This window comes from Streptomyces sp. NPDC052107 (genome assembly GCF_040680215.1).
Taxonomy (GTDB): Bacteria; Actinomycetota; Actinomycetes; order Streptomycetales; family Streptomycetaceae; genus Streptomyces.
In genome coordinates this window covers 104,766-128,820 of sequence record NZ_JBFAWG010000016.1, presented here as the reverse complement: position 1 = coordinate 128,820, position 24,055 = coordinate 104,766, and the positions used below count along the sequence as shown (strand labels likewise).

Here is a 24,055-nt window from a genome sequence, read left to right as displayed (position 1 = left end):
GGGAGGGGTCCTGCCGGACGTCGTGGCGGGAGCGCCGTAGTTCAGTGCGAGGCGAGGACCGCCGGTCTCCGCGACGCGATGACCTTGCGCGCCAGCGACTTCGGGCTGGCCAGGAAGCCCCAGCCCCACGACATGTGCATGGCGGCCAGGGCCACCGGGATCTGCAGCCGGGCCTTCAACGGCAGCCCCTTGCCCGCCGGGACAGAGCCCGCGACGATCGCCACCACATAGCCGCCGGGGACGACGAGGGCCCACGGGGTGAGCACCGCGCCGACGACGATTCCGGCCGCAATCGCGCAGAGGGCCGTCGGCGGGGCGAGGTAGCGCAGATTGATGGAGCCGGAGTGGTAGCGGGCCACGACGTGCCGCCAGCGGCCGTAGTCCTTGTACTGCTTGGCGAGGGCCCGGACGGAGGGCCGGGGGCGGTACGAGACCTTGAGCTCCGGCGAGAACCAGATGAGCCCGCCCGCCTCCCTGATCCGGAAGTTCAGCTCCCAGTCCTGGGCGCGGATGAACTCCTCGTTGTAGCCGCCCTGCTGCTCCAGCGCCTCGCGGCGGAACACCCCGAGGTAGACCGTCTCGGCGGGCCCGGCCTCGCCGCCCGTGTGGAAGGCGGCGTTGCCGACCCCGATCTTCGAGGTCATCGCGGCGGCGACCGCGTGCTCCCAGTCGTTCTCGCCCTCGGCGTGCATGATGCCGCCGACGTTCATCGCGCCGGTCTCCTCCAGGAGCCGGACGGCGGTGGCTATGTAGTTCGGCGAGAGCATGCCGTGGCCGTCGACGCGGACCACGATCGGATGCCGGGAGGCCTTGATCGCCGCGTTCAGCGCGGCGGGGGTACGGCCGGTCGGATTGGGGACGGTGTGCACGCGCGGGTCTTCGGCGACCAGCTCGGCGGCGATCTCGTCCGTGCGGTCCGTGGACGGACCGAGGGCGATCACGACCTCCATCTCGCCGGCGTACTCCTGCGCGAGGATCGCTTGGACGGCCCCGCGCAGATGCCGCTCCTCGTTGAGGACGGGCATGATCACAGAAACGGCGGGGTGTCGCACGTCGGGCTTGGCGTTCATAGGGGGCTCACGTTACCGCGAACAGGGGACACCGGTGCGCGCCGCCGGGACGTAGAGCCGGGGCGGAGATCGTATCGGCCTACGGTGCTCACGGATCCCACGTACGGCCTCGTCCGGAGGTGCTCCCCTTTGGCCAGCCCGCCCAGGTCCCCCGCGCGACCGCAGCGCCGACCGCAGCCGCCCCGTCGCGTGCCGCGCCCGCCCGAGCGGCCCGTGCGGTCCGTACGGCCGCCCCGGCGACCCCGGTGGGCCATGCGCGCGGTGAGCACGCTGTCCGTCGTCGTGCTCGCCTCCGCCGGGATCGGGCACGCGGTGATCAGCAGCCTGGACGCGGGGATCGCGCGGGTCGACGCCTTCAAGGACATGCGGAACCGGCCACGCGCGGGCCACGGCACGAACATCCTGCTGGTCGGCACCGACGGCCGCGACAAGATCAGCGAGCAGGAGCGGCGGAGGTACCGGCTGGGCGGGGCGCCCTGCCACTGCACGGACACGATGATGATCGTGCACGTCTCGGAGAACCGGGAGCGGGCCACCGTGGTGAGCCTGCCGCGCGACTCCTACGCCGAGGTACCCGCGCACACCGACTCCGGGAAGGAGCACCCGCCGCACCCGATCAAGCTCAACGCGGCCTACGCCGAGGGCGGCCCCCAGCTGACCATCCGCACGGTCGAGAACATGACCCATGTGAAGATCGACCACTATCTGGAGGTCGACTTCACCAGCTTCATGAAGACCGTGGACGTCCTCGGCGGGGTGAACGTCTGCACGACGACCCCGCTGAAGGACTCCTTCGCCGGCCTCGACCTCACCCCCGGCACGCACCTGCTCAACGGCGGGCAGGCCCTGCAGTACGTGCGGGCCCGGCACGTGGACGGGGCCAGCGACCTCGGCCGGATGAAGCGGCAGCAGCGGTTCCTGGCCGCGCTGATCCAGCGGGCCACCTCCTCCGGGGTGCTGCTGAACCCGATGCGGTTCCGGGACGTGACCCGCGCGGTGCTCGGGTCGGTCCGCGCCGACGAGGGCTTCGGCACCGACGAGCTGCTCGACCTCGGCCGGGCCATGCGGAACTTCTCCCCCTCCTCCTCCGAGTTCACCACCGTGCCCATCGGGCAGATCAACTACGCCGTCAAGGGCATCGGCTCGACCCTGAAGTGGGACCAGACCAAGGCGGACCAGCTCTTCACGGCCCTGCGCGACGACAAGCCGCTCACCGTGGACCAGCCGCAGCGCGCACAGGTTCGTGTGCAGCCTCCGGCGCCCGTCGACGTGGATCCCCGGCAGATCCGGGTCCAGGTGGAGAACGGCACCGCCGCCGCCGGCCTCGCCAAACGCGTCGACGCGGCGCTCGCGGGAACCGGGTTCGCCACGACGCACCTGCCGGTGACGGCCGCCGGACACGTGCCGCGCACCGTCATCTCCTACGACCCCCGCTGGAACCGCTCGGCACGTGCCCTGGCGGCCGCCCTGCCGGGGGCCGGGCTGCGCGCCGTACCGGGCCAGGGCCCGCTGCTGAAGGTGGTCGCCGGGGCGGACTTCAAGGACGTGCACAAGGTCCACTTCGAGGACCCGGCCCAGCCCCAGCAGGCCCCCGTCCGCGGCAACGAGGTCGTGTGCTCGGGCCGCTAGCTCACGAGGCGCACTTCACCTGGTCGGCCGTGTGTGTCGGGACGGCCGGCGGCTTGGCCGGGCCGGTCAGGGGGATGCCCGCGCCCCGGAAGTCGGCGCCGAGCCGCAGCACGATCGCCGGGAGTCCCTGGCCGCCGGTCTCGCTCCTGCCCGGTTTCAGCGCGGAGGCCGGCAGCCCCATGAGGTCGGCCAGCTCGCGCGCCTGACCGGCCTGGGCGGGGGCGTACTCCAGCGTGGTCTTCGGCTGGTGCGTGCCGGTATTGCCGCGCTGGCCGGACTTGGTCACGCCCTTCTCGGTCTGCAGCCAGGCCAGGGTCGTCTGGGCGGAGCCGGTGGGGGCGCCGGCGTTGTAGAGGACGACCCGGACGTCGCCGGGCGCCGAGCGCGGACCCTCGAGCCGGGCGGCCTCCTGCGCCTTCTGCTTCCTCTTCACCTCGGTGAAGGAGGTGTCGTTCTCGATCATGGAGAAGACCTGCCGGGCGGGCTCCTCCTGCACGATGACGGTCTTGGGGATCGGGCCGTCGGCGGGGTTGTCCCGGACCGGCAGGGTGATGAAGGTGATGTTCTTCGGCGGCACCTTCTTCAGCTCCAGGGTCACGTCCTTGAGCGTGGTGATGTGCCCGATGCCCTTGTCCACCGTGAGCGCCTTGGTCGCCGTCTCCGCCAGGTCCAGCAGCCTGCCCGGGCTGGTGAGCGTGGCGTCGGACTTCATCTTGCGGAACAGGGCCCCGAGGAACTGCTGCTGGACCTTGATGCGGTCGAGGTCGCCGTGGTTGCCCCAGCTGTAGCGGGTGCGGACGAAGGCCAGCGCCTGCTCGCCCTCGATCTTCGCCGGCCCGGCGGGCAGGTCCAGATGCGACTTCTCGTCCTTCACGGGGTGCGCCAGACACACGTCGACGCCGTCGACGGCCGTCGTCAGCGTCTTCACGGCGTTGAAGTCGGCCATCATGAAGTGGTCGATCTTCATGCCCCCGGCGAGCCGCTCCACGGTACGGACCGTGCAGCCGGGGTCGCGGCCCAGTTGGCCGAGGCTGGTGTTGAAGCGGACGCCCCGGGCGCCGGGCACGGTCTTGAGCGAGCCGTCCGGCTGTCTGGTCGGGCAGTCCGGTACGTCGGTGATCAGGTCCCGGGGGATGCTGAGCGCGGTCGCGTTCGTCCGGTCCTGGGAGACGTGCAGCAGGATGTTGGTGTCCGCGTGCCCGACGCTGTTGGCGTCGCCGTAGCCGGAGTCGCCCTTGCCCTGCCGTTTGTCGGTGCCGATCACCAGGATGTTGAACGCCTTGTCCTTGCTGAAGGAATCGCTGGTGGCGCCTGCGGTGTCGGTGGTGGTGATGTTGCCGTCGAGGTGCTTGAGGTAGACATAACCGGCAACGGCACCGGCCACCACGACGAAGGCGAGGGTGCCGCCGGTCCACAGGAGAATCCTTTTTCCGGTGGACTTCCTGCCCGTGGACCTCTTCCCGGCCTTGCGCTGGGCACGGCCACCGCCGCGGCCCGCGGCGCGGCGCGGACCGGGCACCCGGCGCTCTTCCGCGGCGTCCGGTGCGGACCTGGGCCCCGGCACGGCCGGCTCCCCGGCTGACGGGGCCGGCCGCAGTTCGTACTCGCCGGTGTGCGGGTTGCGCACCCACTGGTCCGCGGGGTCGATGTCGTCGCCGTGATCCGGGCCTGATGTGTCCACGCCATCACAGTATCCGCACAGATCATCGACGGGGGACGGCCGTGACGTTTCCCACTCCCGTACAACCCCCTTGGAAGGAGGGGGAGTTGCTAGTCCTCGAAGCCTTCGGCCGCCCGCCTCTCCCGCAGCTCGCGGATCTCCCGGCGGCGCGCCAGGCGGTGGGTGCGGCGGATCTGGGCCTCCTGGTAGCGGCGGCGGTCGCGGTCGGTCTCCGTGACCACCGGCGGCACCCGGCGCGGCTTGCCGTCGGCGTCGACGGCCGCGAAGACCAGGTAGGCGGAGCCGACCTGGGTGGGCGGGGTCGACTCGTTCCAGCGCTCGGCGAGGACCCGGACACCGACCTCCATGGAGGTCCGCCCGGTCCAGTTCACCTGCGCCTTCACATGGACCAGGTCACCGACGCGGACCGGCTCCAGGAAGGCCATCTCGTCCATGGACGCGGTGACGGCGGGACCGCCGGAGTGCCGGCCCGCGACAGCGCCCGCCGCGTCGTCGACCAGCTTCATGATCACCCCGCCGTGCACCGTCCCCAGCAGGTTGGTGTCGTTGTGGGTCATGATGTGGCTGAGGGTGGTACGCGAGGCGGACGTCGGCTTGCCTGGAATGTCCGGTTCGATGTCCGGTTCCACGTCCGTGGCCTGGTCTGTCATGCGGTCCACCTTATGCCGAAGCGACAATCGTGGAATTTGTGTCGGCTTCGCAACAGCACCGCTGTTATTTTCCGACAGCCCTTGTAAGCCACACAGCGGTGCCCTGCACACTGGGGCGCATGAATGACTGGCCCGAGGGATGGTCCGACGACAACCGCGGCGCGCGCTACGGACGCGGCAGTGCCGGCTCGCAGCCGGAGGCCGCCCGCGTGATGCGGCAGGTGCGGCGCGGCCCGGCGGTACCGCCCGGGCAGCGCTCCTACGGCGACCCCGGCCCGGCGGCACCGCCGTACGGGGCCGGAATTCCGCAGCAGCCGTCGTACGTCGACGGCCAGGGATACGACGACGGCGCCGGCTACGACAGCGGCTACAACACCGGGCAGGTGTACGGCGGCGGGCGGCGCGGCGGCGGCTTCGTCCCCAACGACAACGACCCGGACCCGGAACTCCAGCACTACCGGCCGCGCCCGAACTGGCGGCGCCGGCTCAAGTGGACCGCGATCACACTGGCGACCGTGCTGGTCGTCACATCCGTCGCGACCTACTTCTGGGCCGACTCCAAGCTGCGCCGCGAGGTCGACCTGTCCAAGGTCATCGACCGGCCGGCGTCGGGCGCCGGCACCAACTACCTGATCGTCGGCTCGGACAGCCGCGAGGGCATGTCCAAGGCGGACGAGAAGAAGCTGCACACCGGCTCCGCCCAGGGCAAGCGCACGGACTCGATGATGATCCTGCACGTCGGCGACAACGGCGACACGCTGATCTCGCTGCCGCGCGACTCGAACGTCACGATCCCCTCGTTCCGGGGCTCCACGTCCGGCAAGATCCGCCCCGCCATGGGCCAGAACAAGCTGAACGCGGCGTACGCCTACGACGGCCCGACGCTGCTGGTCCGCACGATCGAGTACAACACCGGTCTGCACATCGACCACTACGTGGAGATCGGCTTCCAGGGCTTCGCCAGCATCGTGGACGCGGTCGGCGGTGTCACCATCGACATCGACAAGGGCTTCAAGGACAAGTACTCGGGCGCCGACTTCAAGGCCGGCAAGCAGACCCTGAACGGCGCGCAGGCCCTCGCCTTCGTCCGTACCCGGCACGCGTTCGCGGCCTCCGACCTGCAGCGCACCAAGAACCAGCAGAAGTTCCTGTCGGCGCTGGCCCACCAGGTGGCCACCCCGTCCACGATCCTCAACCCCTTCAAGTTCTACCCCGTGATGGGCGCGGGCCTGGACTCGCTGATCGTCGACAAGGACATGTCCCTGTGGGACCTGGGCTCGATGTTCTGGGCGATGAAGGGCGTCCAGGGCGGTGACGGCACGTCGATGAACATGCCGGTCTCGGGCTCCGTCGGCGGCAACCTCGTCTGGGACAAGGCGAAGGTCAAGACGCTGGTGAACGAGCTGAACAACGACCAGAAGGTCACCGTCTCCGGCAACTAGCCGAAGCGGACGACCGCCGGAAAAGGGTCGAGGGCACCAGCGGGGGTGCCCTCGACCCTTTTCCGGCCCGGTTCGGCCGTGCGGGGCTCACATGCCGGCGCCCGCCATCGCGCGGCAGGTCTCCGAACAGCGGCGACACGCCTCCGCGCAGCGCATCATCTGCTTGTCGTCGGGCATGGACATACACGCCTCGGCGCACATCTCGCACACCTTGGCGCAGAGCGTGCACATCTCGGCGGACATGGGCGAGCGGCGCATCATCATGTCGGCGCACATGCGGGTCATCTCGGAGCAGTCCATCAGGGCGCGCATGACCTGCATCTGCTGCTGACCGCCCTTCTGCATGCAGGAGCTCATGGTCTCCTCGCACATGCTGTGGCAGTTCATGCAGGCCTCGATGCAGTCCTGCATCTGCTGGGTGAGCGCCGGCATCATCTGGGACTGGGTCATGGCTCCTCCTCGGAGGCGGGGGGCCGGGGCGGACCCCGTGTGCTTCCGTCCTACGCCGACCGGGCCCGGCCCGCATGTGACCGACCGGTCGTAAGGTGCGGCGGAGCAGCAGAAAGGCGCCCCGGAGGACGCCTTTCCGAAGAGTCCCGAAGGCTCTCGCCGTTACGGCAGGTTGCGGGCCATGACGATCCGCTGAACTTGGTTCGTGCCCTCGTATATCTGGGTGATCTTGGCGTCGCGCATCATGCGCTCCACCGGGTAGTCGCGGGTGTAGCCGTAGCCGCCGAGGAGCTGGACGGCGTCCGTGGTGACCTCCATCGCCACGTCCGAGGCGAAGCACTTGGCGGCGGCGCCCAGGTAGGTCAGGTCGGCGTCGCCGCGCTCGGAGGCGGCGGCGGCCTGGTAGGTGAGGGCGCGGGCCGCCGAGATTTTCATGGACATGTCGGCGAGCATGAACTGGATGCCCTGGAAGTCGGCGATCGCCTTGCCGAACTGCTTGCGCTCCTGGACGTAGCCCTTGGCGTAGTCGAAGGCGCCCTGCGCCACACCGAGCGCCTGGGCGGCGATGGTGATGCGGGTGTGGTCCAGGGTCTTCATGGCCGTCATGAAGCCGGTGCCCTCCTCGCCGATCATGCGGTCGGCGGGGATGCGGACGTTGTCGAAGTAGACCTCGCGGGTCGGGGAGCCCTTGATGCCCAGCTTCTTCTCCGGGGCGCCGAAGGAGACGCCCTCGTCCGACTTCTCGACGACGAAGGCGGAGATGCCCTTGGAGCGCTTGGTCGGGTCCGTGACCGCCATCACCGTGTAGTACTCGCTCACGCCCGCGTTGGTGATCCAGCGCTTCACGCCGTTGAGGACCCAGTGGTCGCCGTCGCGGACGGCTTTGGTCTTCATGCCGGCCGCGTCCGAGCCCGCCTCCGGCTCGGACAGGCAGTACGAGAACATCGCGTCGCCCTTGGCGAGCGGGGTCAGGTACTTCTTCTTCAGCTCCTCGCCGCCGGAGAGGATCACCGGGAGGGAGCCGAGCTTGTTCACCGCGGGGATGAGGGAGGAGGAGACGCAGGCCCGGGCGACCTCCTCGATCACGATCACGGTGGCGAGCGCGTCGGCGCCCGCGCCGCCGTACTCCTCGGGCACGTGCACCGCGTGCAGGTCGCCCGCGACGAGGGCGTCGAGGGCCTCCTGCGGGAAGCGGGCCTCCTCGTCCACCGCTGCGGCGTACGGCGCGATCTTCGCCTCGACCAGGGAGCGGACGGCGTCCCGGAGCATGTCGTGCTCCTCGGACGGGCGGTACAGGTCGAAGTCAGCCGATCCGGCCACGGTCTCTCACGCTCCAAAGACGCAGTGATACTGACGCTAATTACCGTTAAGTAACTCAAATTTTAGAGTGCGGCCCGCAACACGCCTACGTGAGCTACACGACAGCAGGGAAATTGCCCGGGGAGGGCCCCCGACTATGCTCAGGGACCGCATCACCGACGTACCCGAGCTGGAGCACATCCATGAGCCTGAAGATCACCGTGATCGGTACCGGCTACCTCGGCGCCACACACGCCGCGGCTATGGCCGAGCTCGGCTACGAGGTGCTGGGACTCGACGTCGTACCCGAGAAGATCGCCATGCTGGAGCGCGGCGAGACCCCCATGTACGAGCCGGGGCTGGAGGAGCTGCTGCGCCGGCACGTGGCCGGTTTCGAGGGCTCCACCGGGCGGCTGCGCTTCACCACCGACTGGGCCGAGGTCGGCGCCTTCGGCGACGTCCACTTCGTCTGCGTGAACACCCCGCAGCGGCATGGGGAGTACGCGGCCGACATGTCGTTCGTCGACTCCGCGATCTCCTCTCTCGCCCCACATCTGCGCGGCCCGGCCCTGGTCGTCGGCAAGTCGACCGTGCCGGTGGGCTCGGCCGAGCGGCTGGCCGGCTATCTCGCCGAGCACGCCCCGGCGGGCGGCGACGCCGAGCTGGCCTGGAACCCGGAGTTCCTGCGCGAGGGCTTCGCCGTCCAGGACACCCTGCACCCGGACCGGATCGTGGTGGGCGTGCGCAGCGAGCGCGCCGAGAAGCTGCTGCGCGAGGTGTACGCGACGCCGATCGGTGAGGGCACGCCGTTCGTGGTGACCGACTTCCCGACGGCCGAGTTGGTGAAGACGGCCGCGAACTCCTTCCTCGCCACGAAGATCTCCTTCATCAACGCGATGGCGGAGGTGTGCGAGGCCGCGGGCGGTGACGTGGCGAAGCTGGCGGAGGCCATCGGGCACGACGACCGGATCGGGAAGAAGTTCCTGCGCGCCGGGATCGGCTTCGGCGGCGGCTGTCTGCCGAAGGACATCCGGGCGTTCATGGCGCGGGCGGGCGAGCTGGGCGCGGACCAGGCGCTGACCTTCCTGCGCGAGATCGACTCCATCAACATGCGCCGGCGCGGGCAGATGGTGGAGATGACCCGGGAGGCGCTCGGCGACGGCTCCTTCCTCGGCAAGCGGGTCGCGGTGCTCGGCGCCACGTTCAAGCCCGACTCGGACGACGTGCGTGACTCGCCCGCGCTGAACGTGGCCGGGCAGATCCACCTCCAGGGTGGCCAGGTCACCGTGTACGACCCGAAGGGCATGGAGAACGCCCGCAAGGTCTTCCCCACCCTGGGCTATGCCGGCTCCGCGCTGGAGGCCGTGCGGGGCGCCGACGCCGTCCTGCACCTCACCGAGTGGCGGGAGTTCCGCGAGCTGGACCCGGCGGCGCTCGGCGAGGCCGCGGCGGCCCGGCTGATCCTGGACGGCCGCAACGCGCTCGACCCGGAGCTGTGGCGCCGGGCGGGCTGGACGTACCGCGCGATGGGCCGCCCGACGGCCTGAGGACATACGGGGCGATGGTTCGCCCCGGCCCGAGGACGTACGGGTGACGCCGGTTCGGCCGAGGCTCAGTCGGCCGAACCGGCGTCTTTCCGCATTCTGCACCACCGGACACATACGTGGCCGGTGAACTCCCTGTGTCTTACCCCTCCTTGGCCCGGTACCGGCGCATCTTCGCCCGCGCCCCGCACACCTGCATGGAGCACCAGCGGCCGCGTCCGGCCGGGCTGCGGTCGTAGTACGCCCAGTGGCAGTCGGGGGCCTCGCAGGCCTTCAGCCGCATCCAGGTCCCCCGCGTCAGGCCCTCGGCGACGGCGGCGGCGACCCGGGAGAGCAGCGGGGCGTCCGGGGCGGGGGTGAGGGCCGCGGAGCCGTCGCGGTCGTCGACGGCGACGTACAGGGGGGCGTGGGCCAGCAGCCGGCCGAGCGGGGCGACCGCGCGGTGCGGCGCGTGCCCGGCGTGCGCGAGCAGCACGGCCCGCAGCGACTCCCGCAGCTCCCGCGCCTCCTCCAGGCCGTCCTCGGTGATCCCGAAGCGCCCCCGGCCCTCCTCGGTGTCCAGCGTGTCGGCGCCGGTCTCGATGTCCAGCGTGTTGACCAGGGACTCGACCAGCGCCAGCGCTCCGGGGGCGGCCGATCTCTCATTCATGGTTGCGACGTTACCTCCAATGCGGGAGCATGCAGTAACCGTTACCGGTTACCCAGCTCTATGGGTAACTCTGTCCGTGACACAAGGAGGTAGTCATGGCTCTCGCCAAGCTCGGCGTCGTGGTCCTGGACTGTCCCGACCCCCGTGCGCTGGCCGGCTTCTACGCCGAGGTGCTGGGCGGCACGGTGGAGGTGCAGGGAGACCCCGAGGACGACGGGTGGGTCGACCTGAAGGTGCCCGGCGGGACGGCGCTGGCCTTCCAGCAGGCGCCCGGGTACGTGCCGCCGAAGTGGCCCGCGCCGGACGCCTCGCAGCAGTTCCATCTGGACCTGGTGGTGGAGGACCTGGACGCGGCGGAGAAGGGCGTGCTGGAGCTGGGCGCCAGGCCGCTGGACGCGGAGGACCGCGAGCGGACCTTCCGTGTGTACGCCGACCCCGCTGGGCACCCGTTCTGCCTGTGCGCCTGCTGAGCCGTCCGAAGGAGGACACCATGGCGTCCGTGGCCCGTTTCCGCTCCGTCGTGCTCGACTGCCCCGATCCGCACACGCTGGCCGCCTTCTACGCGGCGGTCGCCGGGGGCACCCCCGAGGCCGAGGACGACGACTGGGTCGTCCTGCGGGTGCCGGACGGACCGCGGCTGGCCTTCCAGCGGGCCGAGGGACACACCCCGCCGGAGTGGCCGCGCGCGGACCGCGACGGCCAGCAGTTCCACCTCGACTTCGACGCGGGCCGGACCTGGGCCGAGATCGACACGGCCCACGAGCGGGTGCTGGCGCTGGGCGCCCGGCCGCTGGATCTGGAGGACCGGGAGAAGAAGGACTTCCAGGTGTACGCCGACCCGGCCGGGCATCCGTTCTGCCTGTGCCGGATCGAGCACCCGTGACGCCCTGATCAGGAGCTGTCCAGCTCCCCGATCTTCGCGTTGGACGCCTCCCGGCGGTGCTGCGCGGCCCGGGCCGTGAAGTCCGCGCTGCGCAGCACCCGTTGGACGTTTCCCCAGGTCAGCAGGGCCAGCTCGGTCTCCGACCAGCCGCGCCGGAGCAGTTCGGCGATCAGGTGGGGGTAGCGGGAGGCGTCGGCCAGGTCGCGGGGGTGGGCGGCGCCGGAGTCGTAGGTGCCGGACAGGCCCACGCACTCCGGGCCGGCCACGTCCCGGACGTGGTCGAGGTGGTCGGCGACGTCATGGACCGTCGGCCCGGTCTGCTCCGCGGTCAGCGGCACCATGCACAAGCCCTTCGCCGCGCCCAGCGCCGCGAGCCGTTCGTCGGGCAGGTTGGCCGGGTGCGGGCGCAGGGCCCTGGCGGCGGAGCGGGTGCACAGCACCGGGATCTTGGACAGCGCGAGGACACGTTCGCCGGTGGCTCGGGAGGCGCCGGAGACATCGGCGACCACACCGAGCCGGTTCATCTCGCGCACCACCTCCTCCCCGAACCGGGTCAGCCCCGTCTCCCCCGCCCAGGCGGTGCCCGCGAGCGTGAGCACGCGCAGGCCGAGGGCGTGCAGGACGCGCAGGATGCCGAGGGAGTCGTCGAGCGCGGCGGCATGGGCGGGGCCCAGCACCACCGCGACCCGGCCGCAGTTGCGGGCGTCGATGATCTGCCCGGCGGTGCCCACCAGACGCAGTCCCTCCGGATGGGCCTCGATCACCGAGCGCGCCTGGTCCAGCTGTTCCAGGGTCGCGGAGGTGGCACGGTCGCCGCCGGGGCCCTCGGGCAGGTGCAGGGACCAGAACAGCGCGCCCACATGCCCCTCCCGCATCCGGGGCACGTCGGTGTCGATGGCCGCCTCGCCCAGCTCCAGGTCGTACCAGGACAGATGGCGCAGGGCCCACGGCAGTCCGCTGTAGCCGTCGGCGACCGGGTGGGCGACCAGCAGGGCGTGGGCCCGCTGCAGGGACGCGGGCTCCGAGAGAAAAGGGTCGTCCGGCAGGCCGTCGTCCTCGCCGACCTCGGTCGAGGAGGGGGCGTCGTCCTGGAGGTCGGCCATGGCGGGCTCCGTACGTCGTCGTGGCCTACGCGGTCGAGAGCTGCGTCGGGCTGGGCGTATCGCCACGGTCGCACGGAGGGGAGGATGGCTTCCTGGTGAGTGGGGCGTTCGGGGGTACGGCCGGTCAGGCCTCCCGGGCCGTGCGGATCACCTCGTCCAGGGTCTCCCGGATGGGCGTCCCCCGCTCGAGCGCAGTCGGGAGTGGGGCAGACGCAAAACGGCGCTCATGTATGTGGGCGGGGCCACCGGCTACAACGACCACCCCGCCCTGGCGGCTCAGGCGGGGCTGCCGTCCAGCGACTCGATGGTGGCGTTGGACGGGGCGCGGGCCGCCTGAAGGTCACGGGCCACGTCCTCCGCCGCGCCCAGCACCCGTACCGCGTTCTGCCAGGTCAGCTTGGCCAGGTCGGCCTTGGACCAGCCGCGCCTCAGCAGCTCGGCGAGCAGGTTCGGGTAGCCGGAGACGTCGCTGAGGCCGTCCGGGGTGAAGGCGGTGCCGTCGTAGTCGCCCCCGATGCCCAGGTGGTCGATGCCGGCGACCTCGCGCATGTGGTCCAGGTGGTCCGCGACCGTGGACACCGTGGCGACCGGGCGCGGGGTGCGCTCCTCGAAGGCCGCGTGGATCTTCATCGCCTCGGGACTGGTGTCGAGGTGGTGCAGACCGTGGGCGCGCATGTTCTCGTCGGCCGCCGCCGTCCAGTCGACGGCCGCCTGGAGCACGAACTTCGGCACGAACGTCACCATGGCCACACCGCCGTTGGCAGGCAGCCGCTCCAGGACGTCGTCGGGGATGTTGCGCGGATGGTCGCACACGGCCCGCGCCGAGGAGTGCGAGAAGATCACCGGCGCGGACGTGGTGTCCAGCGCGGCCCGCATGGTCGTGGGGGCCACATGGGAGAGGTCGACCAGCATGCCGAGGCGGTTCATCTCGCGGACCACCTCGCGGCCGAACGTGGACAGACCGCCCACCTTCGGCTCGTCCGTGGCCGAGTCCGCCCAGTCGTTGTTGTCGTTGTGGGTGAGCGTCATGTAGCGCACGCCCAGCTCGTACAGGCCGCGCAGGGTGCCGAGGGAGTTGTCGATCGAGTGACCGCCCTCCGCGCCCATGAGGGAGGCGATGCGGCCCTCCGCGCGCGCCGCCTCCATGTCGGCGGCGGTCAGCGCGGCCCGCAGATCGGCGGGGTGCCGGGCGATGAGCTGCCGTACGCAGTCGATCTGCTCCAGGGTCGCCGGCACCGCCCCGGGCAGGTCCGAGGGCACATACACCGACCAGTACTGCGCCCCGACCCCACCCGCGCGCAGCCGGGGGATGTCGGTGTGCAGGTGGTCGTCCTGGCGTACGGCGATGTCGCGGGCGGCGAGGTCGTAGCGGACCTGTTGGCGCAGCGCCCACGGCAGGTCGTTGTGGCCGTCGACGACCGGGAACTCGCGCAGCAGGGACCGTGCTTCGTCCAGTGAGGTCATTGCCAGTTACTTCCCGAAGCCGAAGCCGCTCGACCCCTCGACCTTGGAGCGCAGCCGCTTGCCCTTCTCGGTGGCCTGGTCGTTGAGGTCGTGCTGGAAGTCGCGCATCTTGTGCAGCAGGTCCTCGTCGTGCGCGGCGAGGATGCGGGCCGCGAGGAGACCGGCGTTGCGGGCACCGGCGACGGAGACGGTGGCGACCGGGACTCCGGCCGGCATCTGCACGATGGACAGCAGGGAGTCCATGCCGTCGAGGTACTTCAGCGGCACCGGTACGCCGATGACCGGCAGCGGGGTGACGGAGGCGAGCATGCCCGGCAGGTGGGCGGCACCGCCCGCGCCGGCGATGATCACCTTCAGGCCGCGGTCGGCGGCCTGCTCGCCGTACGTGATCATCTCGCGGGGCATGCGGTGCGCGGAGACGACGTCGACCTCGTAGGCGATCTCGAACTCGTCCAGGGCCTTGGCGGCGGCCTCCATGACGGGCCAGTCGGAGTCCGATCCCATGACGATGCCCACGACGGGGCCGGCAGCGGTGCTCATTCGGTGATGGTGCCTCTCAGATAGCCGGCTGCGTGACGGGCGCGCTCCAGCACGTCGTCCAGGTCGTCGCCGTAGGTGTTGACGTGTCCGACCTTGCGGCCGGGCTTCACGTCCTTGCCGTACATGTGGATCTTGAGCTTGGGGTCGCGGGCCATGCAGTGCAAGTACGCGGAGTACATGTCCGGGTAGTCGCCACCCAGGACGTTGACCATGACCGTCCACTTGGCACGCGGGCGCGGGTCGCCGAGCGGGAGGTCGAGGACCGCGCGGACGTGGTTGGCGAACTGGGAGGTGATCGCGCCGTCCTGGGTCCAGTGGCCGGAGTTGTGCGGGCGCATCGCCAGCTCGTTGACGAGGACACGGCCGTCACGGGTCTGGAACAGCTCGACGGCGAGGTGCCCGACGACGCCCAGCTCCTTGGCGATGGTCAGGGCCATCTGCTCGGCCTGCAGGGCGAGGGACTCGTCCAGGTCCGGGGCCGGGGCTATGACGGTGTCGCACACGCCGTTGACCTGCTGCGACTCCACCACCGGGTAGGCGACGGCCTGGCCGTGCGGGGAGCGTACGACGTTGGCGGCGAGCTCGCGGACGTAGTCGACCTTCTCCTCGGCGAGGACCGGGACGCCGGCCCGGAACGGGCCGGTGGCCTCCTCGGCGGTCTCCACGACCCACACGCCCTTGCCGTCGTAGCCGCCGCGGACGGTCTTGAGGACCACCGGGAAGCCGTCACCCTCGGCCGCGAACCGGACCACGTCCTCCGGGTCGGCGACGATCCGGTGCCGCGGGCACGGGATGCCGATCAAGTCGAGCTTCGCGCGCATCACACCCTTGTCCTGGGCGTGCACCAGCGCGCCGGGCCCCGGACGCACGGGGATGCCGTCCGCCTCCAGAGCCCTGAGGTGCTCGGTGGGTACATGTTCGTGATCGAAGGTGATCACATCGCAACCGCGCGCGAACTCGCGCAGCGTGTCCAGATCGCGATAGTCGCCGATGACGACATCGCTCACGACCTGGGCCGCCGAGTCCTGAGGGGTGTCACTGAGAAGCTTGAACCTGATGCCCAACGGGATGCCCGCCTCGTGCGTCATACGCGCGAGCTGCCCCCCGCCGACCATGCCGACTACCGGGAACGTCACACCCCTAGCGTATCGGCCACACCGGGACGGCCGGATCGTGTCCCTCTCACGAACTCTTACCAGCCACTTTCCACGCTCTTTCCGATCTGTTTCCTGGTCTTGGCCTTGTGCACAGGCGGTGGAGGGTTCGTCTGGATAGCATGGCTGGGCCGACGAAACCTACCGACGGGAGCTGCACAGCCATGGAACCTCGTTCCTCGGGGCTGCAACGGCTCGTACGCGAGGTGGCCAAGTTCGGCACCGTCGGCGTTGCGGGCATCTTTGTCAATCTCGGCGTCTTCAACCTGGTCCGGCACGTCTCCGACCTGCCGGTGGTGCGCGCCAGCATCATCGCGACCGTGGTCGCCATCGCCTTCAACTACGTGGGCTTCCGGTACTGGACCTACCGGGACCGCGACAAGAACGGCCGCACCAAGGAACTCACGCTCTTCCTCTTCTTCAGCGCGATCGGCCTGGTGATCGAGAACGGCGTGCTGTATGCGGCGACCTACGGGTTGGGCTGGGACAGCCCGCTGCAGAGCAACGTCTTCAAGTTCGTCGGCATCGGCATCGCGACCCTGTTCCGCTTCTGGTCGTACCGCACCTGGGTGTTCCGGGCCATGCCCTCGCAGGAGGCGGAGTCGATCCTGGTGGCCGAGGCGAAGAAGCCGCACAACGAGCCCGAGCCGAAGTCCCAGCGGGTGCCGTAACCCGGTTCAACGGACCGTCGGCAGGTCCTCCTCCGTCTTGCGGGCCGGCGGCGTGCGCGACAGGAACAACCCGAACACCGGCGGCTGGGCCTGGAGCAGCTCCAGGCGCCCCCCGTCGGCCTCCGCGAGGTCGCGGGCGACGGCCAGGCCGATCCCCGTGGAGTTCCGTCCGCTGATCGTCCGCTCGAAGATCCGCGCGCCGAGGTCGGCGGGGACGCCGGGGCCCTCGTCGGTCACCTCGACCACGGCCTGGTTGCCGGTGACGCGGGTGCGCAGCGCGACCGTGCCGCCGCCGTGCATGAGGGAGTTCTCGATCAGCGCCGCCAGCACCTGGGCGACCGCCCCCGGCGTACCGACGGCGTGCAGATGCCGCTTGCCGGAGCTGACGATGGCCCGGCCGGCGCTGCGGTAGGCGGGCCGCCACTCGGCGAGCTGCTGCTGGATGACCTCGTCCAGGTCGAAGGTGACGGCGGAGCCGGTGCGCGGGTCGCGGGAGTTCGTCAGCAGCCGCTCGACCACGTCCGTGAGCCGCTCGACCTGGGTGAGCGCGACGTTCGCCTCTTCCTTCACGATGTCCGGGTCGTCGGTGAGGGTGATCTCCTCAAGGCGCATGGACAGCGCGGTCAGCGGGGTGCGCAGCTGGTGGGAGGCGTCGGCGGCCAGGCGCCGCTCGGCGGTCAGCATGCGCCCGATCCGCTCGGCGGAGGAGTCCAGCACATCGGCGACCCGGTCCAGCTCGGGGACGCCGTACCGCTTGTGCCGCGGGCGCGGGTCGCCGGAACCGAGCCGTTCGGCGGTCTCCGCGAGGTCGGTCAGCGGGGAGGCGAGCCGGTTGGCCTGCCGTACGGCGAGCAGCACGGCCGCGATCACCGCGAGCAGCGCCACCAGGCCGATGATCAGCAGGGTCCGGCCGACCTCGCGGGTGACCGCGGAGCGCGGCTCCTCCACGGTGACGGCCTCGCCCTCCTCGCCGCGCTGCGTGGCGCGGATCACGTCGCCCTGCGGCTTGGTGCCGATCTCGATGGGCTCCTGGCCGGGCATGCGGATGACCGCGTACTGCTCCTTGCTGACCGGATTGCGCAGCGCGTCCGCGTTGACCTTCTCCGCGGCGAGGAGCCGGCTGTCCACGATGCTGGCCAGCCGCACCGCCTCGGAGTCCACCCGCTCCTGGGCGCTGTTGCTGATCGTCCGGGTCTCGACGATCACCAGGGAGATGCCGAAGACAGCGATCACCACGAGGACGACAGCGAGGGTGGACTGGATGAGACGTCGGCGCATGTTCCGTTACCTGAGGTGATCGCTGGCCCTGGGAAGGGGCTCCGGAAGGGGCTCAGCTCTTCTCGAAGCGGAAGCCCACTCCACGCACCGTGGCGATGTAGCGGGGGTTCGCCGCGTCGTCGCCGAGCTTCTTGCGCAGCCAGGAGATGTGCATGTCGAGGGTCTTGGTGGAGGACCACCACGTGGTGTCCCAGACCTCGCGCATCAGCTGGTCGCGTGTGACGACCCGGCCGGCGTCCCGCACCAGCACCCGCAGCAGGTCGAACTCCTTGGCGGTGAGCTGGAGTTCCTCGTCGCCCATCCACGCCCGGTGCGACTCGACGTCGATCCGCACCCCGTGCGTGGCCGGCGGCTGCTGCGGCTCGGCGGCACCGCGCCGGAGCAGGGCCCGTACCCGGGCGAGCAGTTCGGCGAGCCGGAAGGGCTTGGTGACGTAGTCGTCGGCGCCCGCGTCCAGGCCGACGACGGTGTCCACCTCGTCGGCGCGCGCGGTCAGGATGAGGATCGGCACGGTGTGGCCGTCGGCCCGCAGCCGGCGGGCGACCTCCAGGCCGTCCATGCCCGGCAGGCCCAGGTCCAGTACGACCAGGTCGACGCCGCCCTGCATGCCGGCGTCCAGCGCGGTGGGTCCGTCCTCGCGCACCTCGACCTCGTAACCTTCCCGGCGCAGGGCGCGGGCCAGCGGCTCCGAGATGGACGCGTCGTCCTCGGCGAGCAGTACACGGGTCATGAGGTGATGGTAGACCGCCCGCGCACGGTGCTGGGGTGTGATCGCCGCCAGGAACTCTTACCTTCGTACGCCGCCGGCACGTCGTTGGTACGAACCATCGCTCTGGGGATGCGATCGTAGGAAGGACCTTCGATTCAGGTCCTGCGGTTCCCTCGGCACCTGTGATCCGCGTCTCAAGTCCTTCCATATCCGGCAGTGTCCTGCCTTACAGTGACCTTAACGCCTGTAGTACACCAGGGGACCTTCGGCGGGCAGACGACGCTGAAGGTCTCTTTTGTGTGCGGGTTGATCAAGATCAGCCTTGAAAGGAATGCCCTCTGGCCGGGCTCCGGACGCACCGACGCGTCGCGGGGCGTGGATCCCGGTGGTCGCCGTCCGCCGCTTCGCGATCCGGAGCGGACTCCCCCTGGGCGTGGGGGTGGACGACCGACCCTGCCGGTGCCGGCCGCACCCCCACCGGGCGCGCAACGCTCCTGCCGCGCGTCCCGACCAGCAAGGAACGACCATGGCGTCCAGCCTGACGAAGGACTCGGTCCGCCCGGGCACCCCCGGTTCCGAGAAGACCTTCTTCGGCCACCCCCGCGGCCTGGCCACTCTCTTCATGACCGAGATGTGGGAGCGTTTCTCCTACTACGGCATGAGGGCTCTGCTCCCGCTGTACCTGGTGGCCCCGGGCGGCCTGCACCTGAGTGCGGGCACCGCGACCGCGATCTACTCGGTGTACGTGTCGCTCGTGTACCTGCTCGCCCTGCCCGGCGGCTGGTTCGCCGACCGTGTGCTCGGCCCCCGCAAGACGGTCGCCGTCTCCGGCGTGATCATCATGCTCGGCCACCTGTGCCTCGCGCTCCCCGTGGCCGCCAGCTTCTTCGTCGGCCTGGGTCTCGTCGCCATTGGTTCGGGTCTGCTGAAGGCCAACATCTCCACGATGGTCGGCCACCTCTACAAGGGTCCGGACGACGCGCGCCGGGACGGTGGCTTCACGCTCTTCTACATCGGCATCAACCTCGGTGCCTTCGCCGCTCCGCTGGTCATCGGCACCGTCGGTGAGAACGTCAACTGGCACCTGGGCTTCGCGCTGGCCGCGCTCGGCATGGCGCTGGGTCTGGCCCAGTACCTGCTCGGCGGCCGCCACCTGAGCCCGAAGAGCAGCGAGGTCCCGACCCCGCTGACCCCCGCGGAGAAGTCCGCCACCCTGCGCAAGGGCCTGATCTGGCTCGCCATCGCCGTGGTCTTCTACGGCCTCGTCGGCGGCACCGGCCACTTCACCCTGAACTGGGCGCTCATCCCGCTCACCCTGATCGGCCTGATCATTCCGATCCTGGTCATCGCCCGCATCCGCCGGGACAAGGACCTGGACTCGGCCGAGAAGTCGAAGGTGTCGGCGTACATCTGGTTCTTCGTCGCCGCCGCCGTCTTCTGGATGATCTACGACCAGGGTGGTTCGACCCTGTCGCTCTTCGCGGACGGCTCGGCCAAGAACTCGATCGCCGGCTGGACGTTCCCGGTCTCCTGGTACCAGTCGGTCAACCCGGTCATGATCATGGCCCTGGCGCCGGTGTTCGCCTGGGCGTGGCTGTGGCTGAACCGGCGCGGCAAGGAGCCGAGCACGATCGTGAAGTTCGCCTCCGGCCTGGTGCTGATCGGTGCGTCCTTCTTCCTCTTCCTCGCCCCGCTGTCGATCGCCGAGGGCGGTCACAAGGCCGCGGCGATGTGGCTGGTCGCGATCTACTTCGTGCAGACCGTCGGTGAGCTGACGCTGTCTCCGGTGGGTCTGTCGGTGACGACGAAGATGGCGCCGAAGAAGTACGCCTCGCAGATGATGGGTGTCTGGTTCCTCGCGGTCACCGCCGGCGACTCGGTCACCGCGCTGGTGTCCAACCCGGCCATCGGCGGCGTCAACCTCGACAAGATGGGCTTCGTCGCCCTGGAGGCCGTGCTCGCCGTCGTCGCCGGTGCGGCGGTGTGGATGTACCGCAAGAAGGTCAACAAGCTCATGGGAGACGTGCACTGACGTGCACGGACGTTGCTGACCTCGGCTGAGGCGGCTCCCTGAGGAGGGCCACCGCATCTTCGGATGCGGTGGCCCTCTTTCACATGTCCGGAAACTGTCGTGTGTCCGGAAACTAACGGGTCCGGCGCTTCGGCATGAACGTGAACACCGCGCCGCCCAGCAGGATCGCCGTGCCCGCCACCAGGCCGAGGGCCTTCAGGGCGCCGTGGTCGCTCGCGCCGGTCTCGGCGAGGCCGCCGGAGCCGGAGGTGCTGCTGCCGCCGCCCGTCGAGCCCCCGGAGGTGGATGTGCCGCCCGAGGTGCCGCCCGGCTGCTGGCTGGTGTCCAGGGTCAGCGAGACCTCGGTCCTGGTCGGCGTGCACGTCGTGGTCGTACCGAGCGCCTTGACCGTCAGGACGCCCGGGGACAGGGTCGAGGTGCCGCTCGCGCCGGGCTTGTAGGTGCCGGTGAGGTCGGGGATCTCGATCGGGTCGCCGGACTTGATGTCCTTGGCGTTCGTCGGCCCCTCCACGTGCACCGTGCCCTTGTCGGCACCGCCCAGCACCACCTCCATGGACGGCTTCACGGAACCCTTGGGGATGTCGGCGGGGCTGTTCATCACCGACTTCTTGAACTGCACGGTGAGGTCGAAGTTCCCGCCGTTCTTCTTGGCGTTGATCTGCACCGGCGAGGTCGCGTTCTTGTCGCCGATCGGGGTCTTGCAGGCGTAGGGGACCTGCACCTCCTTGCCGGTGTAGTCGGTCTGGCCGCTGCCGCCGGTCGCCGTCGGGGAGGCCGTACTCGTCGGCGTGGCCGACTGTGTGGGGGTCGTCGACTGGGTCGGCGTCGCACTCGACGTGCCGCCCCCGCCCCCACCCGTCACCTGGATGGTCGCCGCCTTCTGCACGGTCTCCTTCGGCGTGCACTTGGTGTCGGTCGACATCGCGTTGACGGTGTACGCGTCCGGCGTCAGCGTCACCTCGCCTGCCGTCGTCAGCTTGATGCTGCCCTTCATGTCGGACAGCACCATGGCGCCGCCCTTGGGGATCGCGGGGTTCGTGCGCGTGCCCTGCATCGCGATGTCGGCGACCTGCGCACCGGCCGCCTTCAGAATCCCGGACGGCTGGACGGAGTTCGCGGGCAGGTCGATGATGTCGGGGTTCTTGGACGCGGCCTGGACGAACGTCCACACGACGTCCACCGTGTCGCCGACCTTCGCCGTGACCGGGGCCGTGACCTCGACCTTCGTGGTGCCGTCGATCGGGCTGATGCCCGCGGGCGGCACACAGTGGGTGGCGTACGACACCTCGGCCGCCTGCGCGGGGCTCGCGGCGAGGCCCAGCAGGACGCCCGCACCGCTCAGCGCCAGCGCGGCGCCCGCGGCCGTACCTCTCCTTCGGATGCTCACGTCGGTCCTTTCGTGGTGGGAGTCGTGGGACTCGTCGGGCTGTCGGGGTGCGGTGCGGAGAGCCGGCCGGCCGGGTCGCCCGGGACGGAGTCCGGGGCGAACCACGGCAGGGTCGGGTTCGTGGGGGGCGGTTCGGTGGTACGGCCGCCGGTGCGGGGCAGCTGAGGCAGGCGCAGGGTGCGGGTGAGGCGGGCAGCGCCCGGTCGGCGCGGCCGCACCCTGTCGACCACGGCCATGCCGATGCGGAACAGCGCGGCCGGGACGACCAGGCAGAGCAGGATCCAGAACAGCGTCACGCCCCAGGGGCGGCCCACGCCCCAGGGCTGTTCGGCGAGGATCCTGCCGTCGTACTTCAGGGAGACGGTGTAGTCGCCGTGCGCCCCGGCGGTCAGCTCGACCGGCAGCCTGACCTCGGCCTTCCGGCCGGGGGCCAGGGTGCCGTGCCACTGCCGGTCGTCCCACTGCGGGGCGAAGACGCCGTGCGCGGAGCCGACCTGGAAAACCGGGTCCTTGATCGCGCCGGTGCCGGTGTTGCCGACGGTGAGGACGAGGGTGCGGCTGGGTGGGGCCCCGAACCAGGTGAGCAGTCCGCTCGACCCGGTCAGCCGCGTGTCGGAGAGGATCGCCAGACGTCCCCCGGACTGTTCGGCGGGCAGCGGGGCGACGGGATGCCCGGCGACCTGCAGCACGGCGTCCGCCTCCGCCTTGGCGCCGGTGACGGTGGCCACGTGCACCACACAGGGGCAGGGCACGGAAGGTTCGGCGACCGGAAGCTTCCGGCTGAAGGCCCCCTGGGCGTCGGTGGTCACGGCCCGGCCGTCTCCGTTGGCGCACGAGTTGGTGCCGCCGATGACACCCCGGGCCGGTGTGGCCCGCCCGCACACCAACACCATCAGCAAGGTATGCGCCCTCCAGCCGCTACCGCTGACGGTGACCGAGCCCCCGGCACCGGCCTGAGTCACCGACAGCTTCACGACGGGACCGTCCGCCGCGTAGGCCGGGCCACCGACAAGCAGCGCAAGCACCGCCAGCAGCACCGTTGCCGCCCGCAGAATCCTTGCCTCTCCGCTCACTTCACCGCACCTTCCGTCAACTCACCGCCGGGGTACGGGACATCGGCGGCAACAGCCCCTTGCACACCGCCGGATGCAGGGCCGGTGGGTGGCCGTCCGACGGGTTCGGGGCGGTCGGGCCTCGCCGGTTCGGGTGACGGGCGGCCGGGCGTCGGGCGGCCGGGGTTCGGGACCCCGGTCGTCAGAGGGCCGGGCACGGGGCCTTCGGGGGCCGGGCCGATGGGTGGCGGGGCGATGAAGGCCAGGGTGCCGGACGTCAACGGATCACAGGAGGAGCCCCGGGCCGTCGAACCGTCGGGGGCCGGGACACCGGGCACCGGGCCGCTGGGCGTCGGACGGCCCGGATTCGGGACACCCGGGCTCGCATCCTCGGCCGCCGGATCGTCGGGGAGCGTGTGCCGGCGCCGCCGGCTGCGGACTGCGAACACCGCGACCGTCCCCGCGAGCAACGCGCCGCCCGCCACCGTCGGCCACGGCACGAACCGGGCCGACGTGGTCGCCGTGTCGTGGGCTCCACCCGGGGCCGTCACCGTCAGCCGTACGTCGACCGCGTCCAGCGCGGGCCGGTCGGGCCAGGGCTCGGTGAGCTTCACGCGGGCGCCGGGGCGCAGGTGGACGGAGAGGGTGCGCGGCGCGCGGTCCAGGACCCGGCCGAGGACGCCGTCCGCGCGCACCGCGAGCCTCGGAACCAGGACGGTCGTACCGCGGTTGACCAGCTCGTACGTGATGCGGTCGGCGCGCACGGCCAGGTGCTCGACGGTCAGCGCGGCGAGCGCCGGGCCACCGACGCGCAGTCGGACCGGGACGGTCGCCGTACGCCCCCGCGTGTCCCGCGCGACGACGGCACCGGAGCGGTCGCCGGGCGCGGACCCGGTCGGCACGCTCACCGTGAAGGGCACCTCGGCCCGGGTGCGGGCCGGGACGCGTATCCCGTTCTCGGCCTTGCCGGCGAAGACGGTCCGCAGACCGGTTCCGGACAGCCGTACGACGACCGGCGCCCGCCCGGGGTTGGTGACGACCACCGTGTCCTGCAGAACCGTCCCGGGCGAGCCTTCGGCATAGAAGGACGGGCGGCCGCCACCCGCGGGCGCGATGGACCATTCCGCAGGCGCGGCGGACGCACCGGGTGCGGCACCCAACAGGGCGCACAGGCACAGGGCCACGGGCAGGGCCGCGCGCGCAGAGAGCAGGACGGGGCGAGCGCGAAGCCGGGCGGCGCCGGCAGAGAGCTGGGCGGCGCGGGCCGGGAGCAGGGTGCGCGCCGTGTGCCAGGCGACGCGGGCCGGGAGCAGCGTCCTGGTCCAGCGCGGGCGCACAGCGCGAACCCGGATCCGAGCGACGGAACCC

21 protein-coding genes and 1 pseudogene are annotated in these 24,055 nt (G+C 70.9%); 7 read left to right on the top strand and 15 right to left on the bottom strand.

Going from position 1 to position 24,055, the window contains the following annotated elements; translation table 11 throughout:
- Nucleotides 1-41: 41 nt before the first annotated feature.
- A complete protein-coding gene (locus tag AB0M27_RS20105) occupies nt 42-1,070 on the bottom strand; it encodes a glycosyltransferase family 2 protein (RefSeq protein ID WP_365723200.1) in 1,029 nt (342 codons plus the stop codon).
- 252 nt (nt 1,071-1,322) lie between these two features.
- On the opposite strand from AB0M27_RS20105, the gene AB0M27_RS20100 reads away from it, so the two are divergent.
- A complete protein-coding gene (locus AB0M27_RS20100; protein WP_365723199.1) occupies nt 1,323-2,699 on the top strand; it encodes an LCP family protein in 1,377 nt (458 codons plus the stop codon).
- A 1-nt stretch (nt 2,700) separates the two neighbouring features.
- Here the strand turns inward: AB0M27_RS20100 and AB0M27_RS20095 are convergent, their stop codons facing one another.
- Together AB0M27_RS20095 and AB0M27_RS20090 are read right to left on the bottom strand one after the other, a co-directional pair.
- Nucleotides 2,701-4,380 (bottom strand): LCP family protein, encoded by a 1,680-nt coding sequence (locus tag AB0M27_RS20095; protein ID WP_365723198.1) that lies wholly within the window; start codon nt 4,378-4,380, stop codon nt 2,701-2,703.
- Nucleotides 4,381-4,469: 89 nt separating this feature from the next.
- Nucleotides 4,470-5,030, bottom strand: a complete 561-nt coding sequence (locus AB0M27_RS20090; protein WP_365723197.1) for an acyl-CoA thioesterase — start codon at nt 5,028-5,030, stop codon at nt 4,470-4,472.
- A gap of 119 nt (nt 5,031-5,149) precedes the next feature.
- Between AB0M27_RS20090 and AB0M27_RS20085 the strand changes: the two genes are divergently transcribed.
- Nucleotides 5,150-6,472 carry an LCP family protein gene (locus AB0M27_RS20085; protein ID WP_365723196.1) on the top strand — a complete coding sequence of 441 codons (1,323 nt, stop codon included), beginning with the start codon at nt 5,150-5,152 and terminating at the stop codon, nt 6,470-6,472.
- Between the two features lie 87 nt (nt 6,473-6,559).
- Here the strand turns inward: AB0M27_RS20085 and AB0M27_RS20080 are convergent, their stop codons facing one another.
- The gene (locus AB0M27_RS20080) at nt 6,560-6,922 is read right to left on the bottom strand and encodes a four-helix bundle copper-binding protein (RefSeq protein WP_365723195.1); all 363 of its coding nucleotides are present in this window, start codon (nt 6,920-6,922) and stop codon (nt 6,560-6,562) included.
- 162 nt (nt 6,923-7,084) lie between these two features.
- On the bottom strand, nt 7,085-8,242 hold the full coding sequence (locus AB0M27_RS20075; RefSeq protein ID WP_365723194.1) for an acyl-CoA dehydrogenase family protein: 1,158 nt from the start codon (nt 8,240-8,242) through the stop codon (nt 7,085-7,087).
- A gap of 182 nt (nt 8,243-8,424) precedes the next feature.
- Between AB0M27_RS20075 and AB0M27_RS20070 the strand changes: the two genes are divergently transcribed.
- Nucleotides 8,425-9,768, top strand: a complete 1,344-nt coding sequence (locus AB0M27_RS20070) for a UDP-glucose/GDP-mannose dehydrogenase family protein (RefSeq protein WP_365723193.1) — start codon at nt 8,425-8,427, stop codon at nt 9,766-9,768.
- A 139-nt stretch (nt 9,769-9,907) separates the two neighbouring features.
- Here the strand turns inward: AB0M27_RS20070 and AB0M27_RS20065 are convergent, their stop codons facing one another.
- The gene (locus AB0M27_RS20065) at nt 9,908-10,414 is read right to left on the bottom strand and encodes a CGNR zinc finger domain-containing protein (RefSeq protein ID WP_365723192.1); all 507 of its coding nucleotides are present in this window, start codon (nt 10,412-10,414) and stop codon (nt 9,908-9,910) included.
- 95 nt (nt 10,415-10,509) lie between these two features.
- Here AB0M27_RS20065 and AB0M27_RS20060 point away from each other — a divergent pair, with 95 nt between their 5' ends.
- Both AB0M27_RS20060 and AB0M27_RS20055 read left to right on the top strand, forming a co-directional pair.
- Complete coding sequence (locus tag AB0M27_RS20060) at nt 10,510-10,884, top strand: VOC family protein (protein ID WP_365723191.1); 375 nt, start codon at nt 10,510-10,512, stop codon at nt 10,882-10,884.
- A 20-nt stretch (nt 10,885-10,904) separates the two neighbouring features.
- Entirely contained in the window at nt 10,905-11,297 is a 393-nt protein-coding gene (locus AB0M27_RS20055) for a VOC family protein (RefSeq protein ID WP_365723190.1), read from the top strand.
- An 8-nt stretch (nt 11,298-11,305) separates the two neighbouring features.
- Here AB0M27_RS20055 and AB0M27_RS20050 read toward each other — a convergent pair whose 3' ends face one another.
- The 4 genes from AB0M27_RS20050 to AB0M27_RS20035 all read right to left on the bottom strand — a co-directional run bounded on the left by AB0M27_RS20050 (nt 11,306) and on the right by AB0M27_RS20035 (nt 15,540).
- Complete coding sequence (locus AB0M27_RS20050; protein ID WP_365723189.1) at nt 11,306-12,400, bottom strand: dipeptidase; 1,095 nt, start codon at nt 12,398-12,400, stop codon at nt 11,306-11,308.
- 276 nt (nt 12,401-12,676) lie between these two features.
- Nucleotides 12,677-13,864: a dipeptidase gene (locus AB0M27_RS20045; RefSeq protein ID WP_365723188.1), complete on the bottom strand. Its 1,188-nt coding sequence runs from the start codon at nt 13,862-13,864 to the stop codon at nt 12,677-12,679.
- Nucleotides 13,865-13,870: 6 nt separating this feature from the next.
- Nucleotides 13,871-14,404 carry a 5-(carboxyamino)imidazole ribonucleotide mutase gene (gene purE / locus AB0M27_RS20040; RefSeq protein ID WP_365723187.1) on the bottom strand — a complete coding sequence of 178 codons (534 nt, stop codon included), beginning with the start codon at nt 14,402-14,404 and terminating at the stop codon, nt 13,871-13,873.
- A complete protein-coding gene (locus AB0M27_RS20035; RefSeq protein WP_365723186.1) occupies nt 14,401-15,540 on the bottom strand; it encodes a 5-(carboxyamino)imidazole ribonucleotide synthase in 1,140 nt (379 codons plus the stop codon). Before AB0M27_RS20035 ends, purE begins: the two co-directional genes overlap by 4 nt.
- 182 nt (nt 15,541-15,722) lie before the next feature.
- Here AB0M27_RS20035 and AB0M27_RS20030 point away from each other — a divergent pair, with 182 nt between their 5' ends.
- Complete coding sequence (locus AB0M27_RS20030) at nt 15,723-16,229, top strand: GtrA family protein (protein ID WP_365723185.1); 507 nt, start codon at nt 15,723-15,725, stop codon at nt 16,227-16,229.
- A gap of 6 nt (nt 16,230-16,235) precedes the next feature.
- On the opposite strand, the gene AB0M27_RS20025 is transcribed toward AB0M27_RS20030, so the two are convergent.
- Together AB0M27_RS20025 and AB0M27_RS20020 are read right to left on the bottom strand one after the other, a co-directional pair.
- Nucleotides 16,236-17,507, bottom strand: coding sequence for an ATP-binding protein (locus tag AB0M27_RS20025; protein ID WP_365723184.1), 1,272 nt, complete (start codon nt 17,505-17,507; stop codon nt 16,236-16,238).
- A 52-nt stretch (nt 17,508-17,559) separates the two neighbouring features.
- Nucleotides 17,560-18,237 carry a response regulator transcription factor gene (locus AB0M27_RS20020; protein ID WP_020940464.1) on the bottom strand — a complete coding sequence of 226 codons (678 nt, stop codon included), beginning with the start codon at nt 18,235-18,237 and terminating at the stop codon, nt 17,560-17,562.
- Between the two features lie 505 nt (nt 18,238-18,742).
- On the opposite strand from AB0M27_RS20020, the gene AB0M27_RS20015 reads away from it, so the two are divergent.
- Nucleotides 18,743-20,248 carry an oligopeptide:H+ symporter gene (locus AB0M27_RS20015; RefSeq protein ID WP_365723183.1) on the top strand — a complete coding sequence of 502 codons (1,506 nt, stop codon included), beginning with the start codon at nt 18,743-18,745 and terminating at the stop codon, nt 20,246-20,248.
- 112 nt (nt 20,249-20,360) lie between these two features.
- Here AB0M27_RS20015 and AB0M27_RS20010 read toward each other — a convergent pair whose 3' ends face one another.
- The 3 genes and pseudogenes from AB0M27_RS20010 to AB0M27_RS20000 all read right to left on the bottom strand — a co-directional run.
- Complete coding sequence (locus AB0M27_RS20010; RefSeq protein ID WP_365723182.1) at nt 20,361-21,635, bottom strand: hypothetical protein; 1,275 nt, start codon at nt 21,633-21,635, stop codon at nt 20,361-20,363.
- Nucleotides 21,632-22,708 carry a hypothetical protein gene (locus tag AB0M27_RS20005; RefSeq protein WP_365723181.1) on the bottom strand — a complete coding sequence of 359 codons (1,077 nt, stop codon included), beginning with the start codon at nt 22,706-22,708 and terminating at the stop codon, nt 21,632-21,634. The genes AB0M27_RS20010 and AB0M27_RS20005 overlap by 4 nt, the downstream gene beginning before the upstream one ends.
- 455 nt (nt 22,709-23,163) lie before the next feature.
- Nucleotides 23,164-23,865, bottom strand: a pseudogene (locus AB0M27_RS20000) (hypothetical protein); the annotation flags it as partial.
- Between the last annotated feature and the right edge of the window lie 190 nt (nt 23,866-24,055).